We start from the raw sequence: 13,585 nt of genomic DNA, 5'->3' as shown, positions 1-13,585 counted from the left end.
CGGCCGCTGGCCCTGTCTACGCCGGATAGGCGATCAAGTCATTTTCAAATCGGCGCTAGATGCGGAATTTCATTTCGCGAAATGCGGTATCGACGCGCGATGGCGTCACTGCGCCTGCTCGATATAGGCGGCGAGAATGGCGCGCTCCTCGCTGGTCATGTCGGTGATGTTGCCCGGCGGCATCGCATTGGACCACGCCGCCACGCGGCCGATCAGGCGGATGTTGCGATGGATGTGCTCGGGCGCGTCGAGCAAGATGCCTTTGGGCGCGGTCACGATGCCGGCCCAGACCGGCTCTGCCGCGTGGCACATGCTGCAACGGGACATCACGATCTCCTCGACATTGGCGCGCGTCGGCTGTGCCGACAGCGCGCCCGTCTTGACCTCGCGCGGGCCTGCGGCGGAGAGCAAGAGGATCGCAATCACGCCCAATGCGGCGACACCCCACACCCACCACGGCGATTTGTGCCCCGCGTGCCGCTCGTTGAAGAAGTGGCGGATCACGGGGCCGAGCGCCAGAATGATCGCGACGATGATCCAGTTGAAGCGCGTCGCGTAGAGCAGAGGATAGTGATTGCTGATCATCAGCACGACGACGGGCAAGGTCAGGTAGTTGTTGTGAACCGAGCGCTCCTTGCTGGCCTTGCCGAGCTTCGGATCGGGCGCCTGTCCCGCGATCAGGCTGGCCACGATCTTCTTCTGGTTCGGGATGATCAATGCGAACACGTTGGCGACCATGATGGTGCCGATGATCGCCCCAATCTGGTTGAAGGCGCCGCGCCCGCTCAGGACGTGGGTGAAGGCGTAAGTGAGCGCGACCAGAAACAGATAGCCGCCGATGGCAAAGGGCAGCTCGCGCTGCGCAAGCCCGGTGCGGCAGGCCGCCTCATAGAGCAGCCATGCCAGCGCCAGGCTGCAGAAGCTGAACAGCCCGGCCTGGATCGGTGTGAGGTCGAGAATCGACTTGTCGACCAGGAACAGGTCGGCATCGAGATAGTACACCACCACCATCAGCGCGAAGCCGGACAGCCAGGTGGTGTAGGCCTCCCATTTGAACCAGGTCAGCTCCTCCGGCATCTGGCTCGGAGCCACCAGATATTTCATGATCCGGTAGAAGCCGCCGCCATGGACCTGCCAGGCTTCGCCCTGCACGCCGTCCGGCAGGTCAGTCTTCGGCTTCAGGCTGAGATCGAGGGCGATGAAGTAGAAGGAACTGCCGATCCAGGCGATCGCCGCCACCACGTGCAGCCAGCGCAGCAGCAGGCTCGCCCATTCCGATATGATGGATCCCCACATGATCACCCCATCAATTGCGACCTGGATGCCGCAGCTTTGATGACCGCAACCGGCGGTCGCGCCCTTACAATGTGTCGCACCGATCTGCCGCATTTTCCAGTACGATGGGCCGTGGCCGATGCACATCGTGCGGGCATGAGCTGACGTGGGATTCGGCAGGTGTTTGAACTGCCGTAGAACATTTGCGGACCTATAAGCGTCGACGTTCAGGACGCGCAGGCTGGGAGGAAGACGACGTGAAAAGCAGGATTTCGTCCGCAGCAACGGCTGCGGGATTGCTGGTCGCGGTTGCTGCCAGCGCGCAGGCCGAGCCGGTTCTGCAAGGCAAGGACGCCTATGGCGATTGGCAGGCCGACAAGCCCGGCACGGTCAGGTTGATCCGGCCGCAGGACCTCGTCAGGCCCGGCGCGACACGGTCGGTTGCGAGCACCGCGCGTGTGGCGTCGCGACCGCCGGAGGCCACGCCACGTGTGCCGGCGGGTTTCAAGATCGAGCTGTTCGCCGAAGGCTTGCGCGCGCCGCGCATTGTGAGGGTCGCGCCGAACGGCGATGTCTTCGTCGCGGAGACGCGGGCCGACGCCATCCGCGTGCTGCGCGCCGGGGATGGCGGCAAGGCCGCGACCAACGAGGTGTTTGCCAGCGGATTGAGACGGCCGTTCGGCATCGCCTTCTTTCCGAACGGCGACAATCCGCAATGGGTCTATATCGCCAACACCGACAGCGTCGTCCGGTTTCCCTATCAGGCCGGCGATCTCAAGGCGCGCGGCAGGGCGGAGACGATCGTGGCAAGCCTGCCGCAGGACGGCAGCCATTCCACCCGCGACATCGTCTTCACGCCCGACAACAAGCGCATGCTGGTCTCGGTCGGCTCGCTCAGCAACGTCGCCGAGGGCATGGGGACGCCGCCGGGCGGATTGGATGGCTGGTCGAAGACGCAGCCGCTCGGCGCGGCCTGGGCCAGTGAGCTCGAGCGCGCCACCGTGATGGCATTCACGCCTGACGGCAAGGACCGGAAGATTTATGCCACCGGCATCCGCAATTGCGTCGGTCTTGCGATCGAGCCGCAGAGCGGGCTGCCCTGGTGCTCGACCAATGAGCGCGACGGGCTCGGCGACGATCTCGTGCCCGATTACGTCACCAGCGTGAAGGAGGGCGCGTTCTACGGCTGGCCGTGGTTCTATATCGGCGGCAACGAAGATCCGCGCCACGCCGGCGCGCGGCCGGATCTCAAGGACAAGGTGACGGTGCCCGACGTGCTGATCCAGCCGCACTCGGCTTCGCTCGGCATGACTTTCTATCAGGGCACGCAGTTTCCGTCCGACTATCAAGGCGATGCCTTCGCCGCTGAGCACGGCTCCTGGAACCGCTCCAAGCGCACCGGCTACAAGGTGATCCGTATCAGGATGAAGGACGGCAAGCCCACCGGCGAGTACGAGGATTTCGTCACGGGGTTTGTCGTGAGTGACACGGAGGTCTGGGGAAGGCCGGTTGGTGTCGCCGTGGCGAAGGATGGATCGCTGCTGGTGTCGGAGGACGGCAATGGCACCATCTGGCGGGCGACGCGCGCACCGCAGTGACGCTGTTTCCCTCCCCCTCCAGGGGAGGGTAAGCAGCGCGCTCGAATTACCCCCGTCTCACACTCGCGCCACCGTCCACCGGCAGCGTCACGCCCGTGATGAAATTCGCTTCGTCCGACGCCAAAAACAGCGCGGCGTTCGCGACGTCCCAGCCGGTGCCCATCTTCTTGCGCAGCGGCACCTTGCTGTCGCGCTCGGCTTCGACCTCGGCGCGGGTCTTGTGCCACTCGCGGGCGCGGGTGTCGACGGCCATCGGCGTGTTCATCAGGCCGGGCAGGATGACGTTGGCACGGATGCCGTATTCGGCGTTCTGGTAGGCGAGCTGCTCGGTGAAGGCGATCATCGCCGACTTCGTCGCCTTGTAGGCGACGTAAGGATAGGTCGTAATCGCGGCCATCGAGGAGATGTTGATGATGGCGCCGCTTCCTTGCGCGCGCATGATCGGGATCACTTCCTTCGCGGCGAGAATGCAGCTCTTCAGATTGATGGCGACGACACGGTCGAACGCCTCCTCGGTGATTTGAAGCAGCTCGGCATCGCCCCCGGACAGGCTGACGCCGACATTGTTGTGCAGCACGTCGATGCGGCCCCAGCGCGCCTGCGCGTCCACGACCATCGCCTTGATGTCCGCGGATTTGGTCACGTCGGCCTTGAAGGCCGCAGCGGTGCCTTGCTCCGCTGCGATCAGATCGACGGTTTCCTGCGCCGATTCCAGGTGGTGGTCGACGCACAGCACTTTGGCACCCTCGCGCGCGAAGGTCAGCGCGGTGGCGCGGCCGTTGCCCATGCCTTCACCGGGGCTCTGGCCGGCGCCGACGACGATCGCGACCTTGTCCTTCAAGCGCATGTCACTTCACTCCCGGGATCGGGTACTGCTGGAGTACCTCTTTGTAATACGGTTCGTTGTCGATCTTCATGGTGGCGAGCGCCCGCACCACACCACAATAGAAGGCGATGGTGAGTACGAGGTCGACCATGTGCTCGTCGGAGAGATGCTGCCTGATCTCGGCGAAGGTGGCATCCGACATCGCGAGCTGGCGCACCATCTCGCGGGCGCCTTTCAGGATCGCTTTTGCGAGCGGCTCCAGCTTCGACGGCTTGCCCTCGGTCTCCGCCATCAGGCCTGTGATGTCCTCGTCGGTGACGCCAAACTCCTTGCCGATCTTCACATGGTGGGTGAATTCGTATTCCGACTTCTCCATCCAGCCGACCTGGAGGATCGCGAGCTCTCGCAGCCGCGGGTCGAGCTTGCTCTTGAAGCGAATATAGCTGCCGATGCCGTTGAAGGCGCGCGCCATCTCCGGCGAGTTGACCAGCAGCTTGTGCAGGTTCGTGTTGCGCTTGAGCATGTCGCGATATTCGGGCGCGACCTGGTCGGCCTCGAGATAGGGTAGGCGGGCCATCCGTGTTCCTTTCAGTGTTCCTGTGATTCACGTTCCGGCGCTTGCAGCGTCACGCCGCCGTCGACCACCAACACCTGGCCGGTGATGTAGCGTGCAAAGTTGCTGAGCAGGAATTTGACGGCGTGGCCGACATCCCAGCCGGTGCCTTCGGTCTTCAGCAGCGAGGCCCTGGCGCGGTTGGCGCGGGCCCGCTCGCTCATGCCGCGGGCATAGACCATCGGCGTGTACATCGGGCCGGGGCAGATGCAGTTGACGCGGATGTTGTCGCGGCCGTGATCGACAGCCATGGCGCGCGTCAGACCGATGATGGCGGCCTTCGATGTCGTGTAGGTCGTGAGCCCGCGCGGCCGCAGCGCCGAGATCGAGGAGATATTGACGATCGCGCCGCCCTTGGCGGTCTTGATCATCGCGGGGATCGCGTGCTTGGAGAGCAGGAACATCGTCTCGACGTTGACCTGCATGACACGGCGATACTGCTCGGGTGTCTCGTCGACCACGCTGCCACGGCTGCCGATGCCGACATTGTTGTCGAGGAAATCTAGCCGGCCCCAGCGGTCGAGTGTAGCTTCGACCAGTGTCTTGCAATCGGCTTCGCTGGTGACGTCGCCGCCATGCGCCGCTGCCGTGCCACCCTCGTCCCGGATCATCTCCACGGTGCGCTCGGCGAGCTTGAGGTCGCGATCGGCCACCAGCACTTTTGCTCCGGCGCGGGCCAACAGAATTGCTGCAGCGCGGCCGTTACCGATGCCGTCGCCAGCGGCGCCACCGCCGCTGATCAGCGCCACCTTGCCGGCGAGGCCGGCATCGTCCTCGGGGCCCTGCATGTCGTTTCATCCCAATTATTTTCGTGCAGATTAGCAATCGCCCTGACAGGAGAGAAGGCCGATGGTCCCGCGCAGATGTCATTGACATCGCATGGAATTGCATGCCGCCGGGCGGCACGGCGCGCGATTAAGCGGGCATGTCGCGGAACCGTTCTGCCGAGCTTGCGTTTGTTGCGGGGGCTTTTCCGCGCTAGGCTCTCGCCTGGGGTTTCCCAATCGTCAGTGGCTTGCCGATGAATCTGCTCGATCCACAAGGGCCGGTGGCTGTCGCCAACAGCACCATCCTGGTCGATTCCGTCTTCATCATGCTCGTGATCGTGGTGCCGACCATTTTCGCGATTTTGGCCTTTGCGTTCTGGTTTCGCGCGTCCAATCCGAGAGCACGTTACCAGCCTGACTTCGTCTATTCCGGCCGCGTCGAGATGGTGGTGTGGGCGATCCCCGCGCTCACCGTGATCCTGCTCGGCGGCGTCGCCTGGATCGGCTCGCACCAGCTCGATCCCGCCGCGCCCGTGCCGGGCACCGGCAGTCCAGTCCGCATCCAGGCGGTCTCGCTCGACTGGAAATGGCTCTTCATCTATCCGGACCAGCGCATCGCCACCGTCAACACGCTGACGGTGCCGGCCGGTGCCGAGCTGAATTTCCAGCTGACGTCGTCGAGCGTGATGAACGTGTTCTTCATCCCGCAGCTCGGCAGCATGATCTACACCATGAACGGCATGGTGACGAAGCTGAACCTGCGCGCCGACAATGAGGGCAAGTTGCAGGGCCTGTCGGCGCATTTCTCCGGCGACGGCTTTCCCGACATGATGTTCGACGTCAACGTGATCTCGCCGCTCGCCTTCCCAGACTGGGTCGCGACCACGGCGAAGACCGATGCCGTGCTGAACGAGGACAGCTACAAGAAGCTGATGCAGCAGGGCATCGAGAAGAACAGGCTGACCTTTCGCCTGGCGGATCCCCGTCTGTTCGACCTGATCGCAACCCAGCACATTCCGCCAGGGCCCGGCCCGGAGCTGCTCTCCGATGCCGGCAGGCCGCACAGTGGAGGCCACGATGCTCGGTAAGCTCGATTGGTCGGCGATCCCGTTCGACCAGCCGATACCCCTCATTGCGGGTGCCGTGGTGCTGGTCGCGATCCTCGGCGTGCTGATCTGGGTCGTCGTTAAGGGACATCTGCCGTATCTCTGGCACGAGTGGATCACCAGCGTCGACCACAAGCGCATTGGCGTCATGTATATCCTGCTGGCCTCGGTCATGCTGCTGCGCGGCGGCAGCGACGCCATCATGATGCGGCTCCAGCAGGCGGTCGCTTACCAGTCACAAGGCTATCTCCCGCCGGAGCACTACAACCAGATCTTCTCGGCGCACGGCACCATCATGATCTTCTTCACGGCGATGCCGTTCGTGATCGGGCTGATGAACCTGATCGTGCCGCTTCAACTCGGTGTGCGCGACGTTGCTTTCCCAACGCTGAATTCGGTCGGCTTCTGGCTGACAGCGACCGGCGCGCTGCTGGTCAATATCTCGCTCGTGGTCGGCGAGTTCGCGCGCACCGGCTGGCTGGCTTTTCCGCCGCTGTCGGAACTGTCCTATTCGCCGGGCGTCGGCGTCGACTACTACGCCTGGTCTCTCCAGATCTCCGGCGTCGGCACCCTGGTCGCCGGCATCAATCTCGTGACCACCGTGCTGAAGCTGCGCACCAAGGGAATGAACTATCTGCGCATGCCGATGTTCTGCTGGACCACGCTGGCCTCCAACCTGCTCATCGTCGCCGCCTTTCCGATCCTCACCGCCACGCTCGCGATGCTGCTGCTCGACCGTTACCTCGGCTTCCACTTCTTCACCAATGAAGCCGGCGGCAACGTCATGATGTTCATGAACCTGATCTGGGCCTGGGGGCACCCGGAGGTCTATATCCTCGTATTGCCGGCCTTCGGCATCTTCTCCGAGGTGGTGTCGACCTTCTCGGGCAAGGCGCTGTTCGGCTACCGCTCGATGGTGCTCGCGACCATGGCGATCTGCGTCATCTCCTTCATGGTCTGGCTGCACCATTTCTTCACGATGGGCGCTGGCCCCGACGTCAACGCCATCTTCGGCATCGCCAGCATGATCATTGCGATACCGACGGGGGTGAAGATCTACAATTGGCTTTTCACGATGTATGGCGGCCGCATCCGCTTTGCGACGCCGATGCTGTGGGCGGTCGGCTTCATGGTCACCTTCATCATCGGCGGATTGACGGGCGTGCTGGTCGCGGTGCCCCCGGCCGACTTCATGCTCCACAACAGCATGTTCCTGGTGGCGCACTTCCATAACGTCATCATCGGCGGCGTGCTGTTCGGCGCCTTCGCCGGCTTCGAATACTGGTTCCCGAAGGCGTTCGGCTTTCGTCTCGACGAGCGCTGGGGCAAGGCCGCGTTCTGGTTCACGTTCCTCGGCTTCTACGTCACCTTCATTCCGCTCTATATCGCCGGCATGCTCGGCATGACCCGGCGCATGCAGCACTACGACGTCGCGGCCTGGCGGCCATGGATGTTCGTGGCGGCCGCCGGCATGGCGGTGCTGACGATCGGCGTGATCTGCCAGATCGTGCAGCTCGTGGTCAGCATCCGCAACCGCGAGGCCCTGCGCGACCGCACCGGCGATCCCTGGGACGGGCGCTCGCTGGAATGGGCGACCTCGTCGCCGCCGCCCGTGTTCAACTTCGCCTTCTATCCGGATGTGCGCGGCGAGGATGCTTATTGGGATCAGAAGGCCCATGCCAAGCAGCAGCAGCTCGAGCATGATCGGCCGGAGTATCAGGATATCGAGATGCCCAGGAATTCACCGACCGGTTTCATCTGCGCGTTCTTCGCCACCATCATGGGCTTCGCGCTGATCTGGCACATCTGGTGGATGGTGATCCTGGGCGGCATCGGCGCATTCGCGACCTTCGTCGTGTTCGCCTGGCGCGATCATGACGAATACGTCATTCCGGCCGACGAGGTCGCAGCGATCGATCGTATCAATCTCGAGGAACGGCGCAGCCTCGTCAGCATGGCGGGAGCGCTCTGATGTCGATGACGGCGACAGCCGGCCGCGCGCATGCCGACCCCCACCACATCGGGCTCGTCGTCGAGCATCCAGGCCCGGCATCGAAGCGCATCGTGACCGCCTACGGCTTCTGGGTCTTCCTGCTCTCCGATATCGTAATGTTCTCCTGCTTCTTCGCGGCCTATGCGGTGCTGTCCGGCCAGACCGCGGGTGGCCCCAGCGGCTCGGAGATCTTCGAGCAGCGCAACGTCGCGATCGAGACGGTCTGCCTGCTGCTGTCGAGCTTCACCTGCGGCATGGCCAGCATTGCCGCCGACGTGCGCAACCGGTTCTGGTTCTATCTCGGCATGACCGTGACCTGCGTGCTCGGACTGATCTTTCTCACCATCGAGTTCCGCGAGTTCGCCGACCTCGTTGCACGCGGCTATGGCCCGTCGCGCAGTGCGTTCCTGACGTCGTTCTTCTCGCTGGTGGGCTGCCACGGCCTGCACGTCTCGGCCGGCATATTGTGGCTGCTCACCATGATGGCCCAGGTCTTTGCAAAAGGCTTTCGCGCCGACGTCCTGCGCCGGATGATGTGCTTTGCGCTGTTCTGGCATGCGCTCGACATCGTCTGGGTCGGGGTCTTCTCCGTCGTCTACCTGCTTGGGAGTGCCGTATGAGCGATCAGACGCATGTGCGGACCGGACACGATCTCGCACCGGGCGAGGAAGAGCAACACAGCGTCGGCGAGCGGGTGCTCGGCTACGTCGTTGGTCTCGGCCTCGCGCTGCTGCTCACGGCAACGTCATTCTTCATCGCCGGAACCGACCTGGTCTGGCAGCCATCCATCCCCGTCGCTCTGATCGTGCTGGCGATCGCGCAGATGGGCGTGCACCTCGTGTTCTTCCTGCACATCACGACGGGGCCTGACAACACCAACAACGTGCTGGCGCTCGCCTTCGGCCTTCTGGTCGTCTTCCTGGTCGTCGGCGGCACCGTCTGGATCATGGGGCATCTCAATGCGAACATGCCGCCGATGGACCAGATCATGCCGATGCGGAAATAGGGCGCACAAGAAAGAAGAGCCGCTTGTTGTGACAAGCGGCCCAAGTCTAGGGAGGAAACGCCCGAGCAAAGCAATCGGACCGAAGCCGGATTGCTGCCAAGGAACGCTCGCGCAAAGCGCTTGCGTACATATTAGATGTAGCAACCACCGAGAGAGTTCAATTCCGGATCAATACTGTCTCCGGCTACCGCTCACATGCTCGTGACGGGCTTCCTCATTTCGGTCGGCGGCAATTGTAGGCCTTGCGGAAGCCGGCGGCCTGCGCGTCGTCCTCCGAGCAGAACCAGCGGTCCGGCTTGGTGGTCGCGGGATAGCTCGGGCAGCCCCTTAAGTGATAGATGCCGATATTGCCGGTGACGCGTGCGCGCACGGCGAGCTTGCCCTTGATGCTGCAACTCGGCGGCATGGTCAGCTCCTCCGGAAACAGCGCCGCGCGGATTTCCTTGTCGCGGTCGGCGCGGCAGGCGGCGCCGAGCAGCGCGCCGTCCTTCTTGCCCATGCGGAATTCTTGCGGTGCAACAAAGCAGCCCTTCCAGATGCCGGCTGACGCGGTTTTGGCATCGGCCGCGGCAGCCTTGACGTTCGCCTTGATCGGCTCGCGGGCGATGGCATAGCCAAGCTTGACCAGCTGCTCGTTCAACGAGACCTTGTCGCCCTCGGCGGTGCAGATCGCCCGGTGCCGTTTGCCGAAGCTCTTTTCCGGCCCGACATCGTCACAGCGCACGCTGCGTTTGTTGATCAGCTTCGCCAGCTGGTCGCGGGCCTCGATGCCGCAGGTCCAGGGATCGGCGTGATCGTCGATGCAGACCTGGTCCAATTCGGGCGCGTCGACGCCGTCGAGGCGGTAGGTGACGTCGCCGAGCTGGATCGAATTGGCGTCCCGGACGGTCGCGGCCGCCGTCAGCGCGGAGGCCGGCCCGGACGAGGCCAGAAACCCGGACAGAGCGAGACACGAAACAAGCGCGAAGGCGCGGGCGGCGGCAAATGAATTCCTAAAGGACATAACGTCTCGCTATCGATTGCTCTGGCGCCTCGTTCCTAGCATCCGGAAGTCGCGATACCAATGGTCTGCGCCCTGCGAAGTGCGACATTCGCGTGCCAGCCTTTACTGACCGGCCGGTCTGCCCCTATCGTTCGGCACGATCAAAAACCTGCGTAGACCGGATCGCCCTTGAAGCGGCGAGGGCGGGAGGAAGAAAGTTCGATGAAAGACCCCGTGGACGTCCTGATCATCGGCGCCGGCGCTTCAGGCGCCGCGATCGCGTGGTCGCTGGCCGAGACCAAGATGCACATTCTCTGCCTGGAGCAGGGCGGCTGGATGAACCCAGCGGAATATCCCAGCACGGGCCGCGACTGGGAGGCCAAGTTCTACGGGGAGTGGTCGTCGAGCCCGAATGTCCGCGGCCGGCCCGAGGACTATCCGATCAACGACGACAATTCGCCGATCAAGGTCGTCAACTACAACGCGGTCGGCGGCTCGACGGTGATGTACACCGCGCACTGGCCGCGGCTGCATCCCTCCGATTTCAAGGTCAAGACGCTCGACGGCGTCGCCGATGACTGGCCGATCGACTACGACGCGCTGACGCCGTTCTTCGAAGAGAACGATCGCATCATGGGCACGTCAGGCTTGTCGGGCGATCCGCTGTCGCCGCTGACGCATCCGCCGATGCCGCAGCAGCCGATGGGATTGTCCGGCGCCATCATCGGCAAGGCCATGAACACGCTCGGCTGGCACTGGTGGCCGTCGGACACGACGGTCGCGACCACAGACTATGAGGGCCGCGCGCGCTGCATCAATCTCGGCCATTGCACGCCGGCCTGCGCCCAAGGTGCAAAATCCTCGACCGACATTACCTATTGGCCGCACGCGATCCGCGCCGGCGTCGAGCTTCGCACGCATTGCCGGGTGCGCGAGATCACCACCGACGAGAACGGCATGGCCTCGGGCGTGGTCTATTATGACAAGGACGGCGTCGAGCAGTTCCAGCCGGCGCATGTCGTCATCATCGCCTGCAACGGCGTCGGCACGCCCCGGCTGCTGCTCAACTCGGCATCCAACCGCTTCCCGCACGGTCTTGCCAATTCGTCGGGCCTCGTCGGCAAGAACCTGATGTTCCATCCCTATGCGCAGATCTACGGCTATGTGAAGGAGCCGACCGACAGCAACCGCGCGCCGCCGACCTGCCTGTGGAGCAAGGAATGGTATGACACCGACCTGTCGCGCGGTTTCGTACGCGGCTACGGCGTCCAGTTCGTGCGCGGGGCAGGGCCCGTGTTCGAGGCTGTCGTGAGCGAGCAGAGGGGCATTTTACCGTGGGGCGCGGATCATCACCGCGTCTTCCGCAAGCTCAATGGCCATCGGCTGGGATTCTCCGCGATCTGCGAGGACCTGCCGGAGGAGCACAATCGCGTCACGCTCGATCCTGTCCTGAAGGACAGCCACGGCATTCCCGCGCCGAGGATCGACTACACCATCAGCGAGAACAGCCGGAAGATGATGGAGCATGCGCTCGCGCGCGGCCGCGAGGTTCTGGAAATGGCGGGGGCGACCGACATCTGCGTCAACTCGCCGATCCCGTGGGGCGGCTGGCATCTGCTCGGCACCGTGCGGATGGGCACCGACCCCGAACGCTCCGTCGTCAACGAATGGGGCCGCACGCACGACGTGAAAAATCTCTTCATCGTCGACGGCAGCATCTTCGTCACCTCGGGCGGCGTCAATCCGACGTCCACCATCCAGGCCCTCGCGCTCTACATCGCCGACCAGATGAAGCAGCGCCTCGCAAACTTGTTCGACTGAGGCCGCCATGTCCGCAGACAATCAACTCACCCGCGCCCAACGCGATGACCTCCGTACCATCGCTGCGATGATCGTTCCCGCCAGCGACGAGTACAAGGTGCCCGGCGCCGACGACCCCGCGATCCAGGCCGATATTCTGACGACGCTGGGCCGCGACACCAAATTGGTGGCGGCGGCGCTGGACCATCTGGCCCGGCTCGCAGGGCAACCGTTCGCCGAGCTCGATGCCGCCAGGCGCGATGCGGTGGCGCAGGAGTTCCGCAGCTCCGGCGGCGGCGCCGCCGCAACGCTCGTCCGCGTCGTCCTGCAATGCTATTACCGCGACGACCGGGTGCTGCGCTCGCTCGGGATCGAGCTGCGCGCGCCGTTCCCCAAGGGTTACGTGCTCCCGGACGGCGACTGGTCGCTGCTCGACCCGGTTAAGGCGAGGGCGGGCACGCTGCGGCGCGCGCCCTAGCCACCTTGGTAGGTCAAGTCCTGACAGCCCAGCCTTGCGCCCCAGGCGGGTCCCTTGCGCTGGCAGGAACAGGCCACCATTTGTGTGAGCCTCAAGGACTCTTGCCATGCTGGATTTTACCTCAGACATCGTCGATGACGCCGCGTCATCGCGAGCGACAGCGTCTGCCCCGGTCGATGACCGAGCCCTGCTGGACGCCTATTCCAACGCCGTGATCGACGTGACCGACCGTGTCGGTCCCGCCGTCGTGCGCGTCGAGACCGGGCCAAAGGTGCCGAACGGTCGCGAGCGCGGCGGGCTCGGCTCCGGCATCGTGATCTCGCCGGACGGGCTCGTGCTCACCAACAGCCACGTGGTCGGTTCCTCCAGGGAGATCCGGCTGCGGGACGTCGAGGGTAACGTCGGTGAGGCCCGCGTACTCGGCGTCGATCCCGACACCGATCTGGCGCTGCTCCGCGCCAACGGCGTGCGCGACTTGCCCTATGCCGCGCTCGGCAACTCCAAGACCCTGCGCCGCGGCCAGCTCGTGATCGCGATCGGCAATCCGCTCGGCTTCGAATCGACCGTGACCGCCGGCGTGGTCTCGGCGCTGGGGCGCTCGATCCGCTCGGTGAGCGGGCGCACCATCGAGGACGTGATCCAGACCGATGCTGCGCTCAACCCCGGCAATTCCGGCGGTCCGCTGGTGTCGTCGAATGCCGAGGTGATCGGCATCAACACGGCCATCATCAACGGCGCGCAAGGCATCTGTTTCGCGGTCGCCAGCAACACCGCGCAGTTCGTGTTGTCGGAGATCATCCGCCACGGCTATGTCCGCCGCGCCTTTATCGGCGTCGCCGGGCAGACTGCACCGGTCCCGCGGCGGCACGCGGTACTGGCCGGCGTCGACAACAAGATGGGCGCGCTCTTGATGCAGATCGAGCCGGACGGACCGGCGGCGAAGGCGGGCCTGTTGCCCGGCGACGTCGTCATCAAGCTCGATGGTGTCGATATCAACGGCGTCGACGATCTGATCCGCGTGCTCGACCGCGACCGGATCGGCCGGCGGCTCGCCATGGACGTGCTGCGGCTCGGCCGCTTGCGGGCGATCGATATCGACCCGATCGAGCGCAAGCCGGCGCGCTAGCGTTGGTGCCTCCGG

General features: G+C 64.3%; 13 protein-coding genes. 8 read left to right on the top strand and 5 right to left on the bottom strand.

Annotated features, from left to right (window positions below; all coding sequences use genetic code 11):
* Positions 1–105: 105 nt before the first annotated feature.
* Entirely contained in the window at positions 106–1,296 is a 1,191-nt protein-coding gene (locus tag AB7G19_RS32240) for a urate hydroxylase PuuD (RefSeq protein ID WP_085404562.1), read from the bottom strand.
* A gap of 236 nt (positions 1,297–1,532) precedes the next feature.
* Between AB7G19_RS32240 and AB7G19_RS32235 the strand changes: the two genes are divergently transcribed.
* Entirely contained in the window at positions 1,533–2,873 is a 1,341-nt protein-coding gene (locus tag AB7G19_RS32235) for a PQQ-dependent sugar dehydrogenase (protein WP_063984870.1), read from the top strand.
* A 46-nt stretch (positions 2,874–2,919) separates the two neighbouring features.
* On the opposite strand, the gene AB7G19_RS32230 is transcribed toward AB7G19_RS32235, so the two are convergent.
* Genes AB7G19_RS32230 through AB7G19_RS32220 form a run of 3 tightly spaced genes read right to left on the bottom strand, consistent with a single transcriptional unit; the run spans position 2,920 to position 5,100 of the window.
* The gene (locus AB7G19_RS32230) at positions 2,920–3,720 is read right to left on the bottom strand and encodes an SDR family NAD(P)-dependent oxidoreductase (protein ID WP_085404507.1); all 801 of its coding nucleotides are present in this window, start codon (positions 3,718–3,720) and stop codon (positions 2,920–2,922) included.
* Position 3,721: 1 nt separating this feature from the next.
* Entirely contained in the window at positions 3,722–4,276 is a 555-nt protein-coding gene (locus AB7G19_RS32225; protein ID WP_085404506.1) for a carboxymuconolactone decarboxylase family protein, read from the bottom strand.
* 11 nt (positions 4,277–4,287) lie between these two features.
* Positions 4,288–5,100: an SDR family NAD(P)-dependent oxidoreductase gene (locus AB7G19_RS32220; protein WP_085404505.1), complete on the bottom strand. Its 813-nt coding sequence runs from the start codon at positions 5,098–5,100 to the stop codon at positions 4,288–4,290.
* A 233-nt stretch (positions 5,101–5,333) separates the two neighbouring features.
* Between AB7G19_RS32220 and AB7G19_RS32215 the strand changes: the two genes are divergently transcribed.
* The 4 genes from AB7G19_RS32215 to cyoD are packed head-to-tail and all read left to right on the top strand — an operon-like array spanning position 5,334 to position 9,184.
* Complete coding sequence (locus AB7G19_RS32215; protein ID WP_085404504.1) at positions 5,334–6,167, top strand: cytochrome ubiquinol oxidase subunit II; 834 nt, start codon at positions 5,334–5,336, stop codon at positions 6,165–6,167.
* Positions 6,157–8,157: a cytochrome o ubiquinol oxidase subunit I gene (gene cyoB, locus AB7G19_RS32210; RefSeq protein ID WP_085404561.1), complete on the top strand. Its 2,001-nt coding sequence runs from the start codon at positions 6,157–6,159 to the stop codon at positions 8,155–8,157. Before AB7G19_RS32215 ends, cyoB begins: the two co-directional genes overlap by 11 nt.
* Positions 8,157–8,798, top strand: coding sequence for a cytochrome (ubi)quinol oxidase subunit III (locus AB7G19_RS32205; protein WP_028150138.1), 642 nt, complete (start codon positions 8,157–8,159; stop codon positions 8,796–8,798). The genes cyoB and AB7G19_RS32205 overlap by 1 nt, the downstream gene beginning before the upstream one ends.
* Complete coding sequence (cyoD, locus tag AB7G19_RS32200) at positions 8,795–9,184, top strand: cytochrome o ubiquinol oxidase subunit IV (protein ID WP_028150137.1); 390 nt, start codon at positions 8,795–8,797, stop codon at positions 9,182–9,184. The genes AB7G19_RS32205 and cyoD overlap by 4 nt, the downstream gene beginning before the upstream one ends.
* A gap of 214 nt (positions 9,185–9,398) precedes the next feature.
* Here cyoD and AB7G19_RS32195 read toward each other — a convergent pair whose 3' ends face one another.
* Positions 9,399–10,187, bottom strand: a complete 789-nt coding sequence (locus tag AB7G19_RS32195; RefSeq protein WP_085404503.1) for a thermonuclease family protein — start codon at positions 10,185–10,187, stop codon at positions 9,399–9,401.
* A 201-nt stretch (positions 10,188–10,388) separates the two neighbouring features.
* Between AB7G19_RS32195 and AB7G19_RS32190 the strand changes: the two genes are divergently transcribed.
* The 3 genes from AB7G19_RS32190 (at position 10,389) to AB7G19_RS32180 (ending at position 13,570) form a co-directional block, all read left to right on the top strand.
* Positions 10,389–11,987: a GMC family oxidoreductase gene (locus AB7G19_RS32190; RefSeq protein ID WP_135215064.1), complete on the top strand. Its 1,599-nt coding sequence runs from the start codon at positions 10,389–10,391 to the stop codon at positions 11,985–11,987.
* Between the two features lie 7 nt (positions 11,988–11,994).
* On the top strand, positions 11,995–12,444 hold the full coding sequence (locus tag AB7G19_RS32185; RefSeq protein ID WP_135215065.1) for a hypothetical protein: 450 nt from the start codon (positions 11,995–11,997) through the stop codon (positions 12,442–12,444).
* 106 nt (positions 12,445–12,550) lie between these two features.
* Positions 12,551–13,570: a S1C family serine protease gene (locus AB7G19_RS32180; protein ID WP_071916003.1), complete on the top strand. Its 1,020-nt coding sequence runs from the start codon at positions 12,551–12,553 to the stop codon at positions 13,568–13,570.
* The last annotated feature ends 15 nt before the right edge of the window (positions 13,571–13,585 follow it).

The sequence above is a fragment of the Bradyrhizobium sp. 215_C5_N1_1 genome (genome assembly GCF_052075935.1).
GTDB classification, from domain to species: Bacteria; Pseudomonadota; Alphaproteobacteria; order Rhizobiales; family Xanthobacteraceae; genus Bradyrhizobium; species Bradyrhizobium barranii.
Note: the sequence above shows the minus strand (reverse complement) of the source record. Positions and strands in the feature narration are given on the sequence as shown.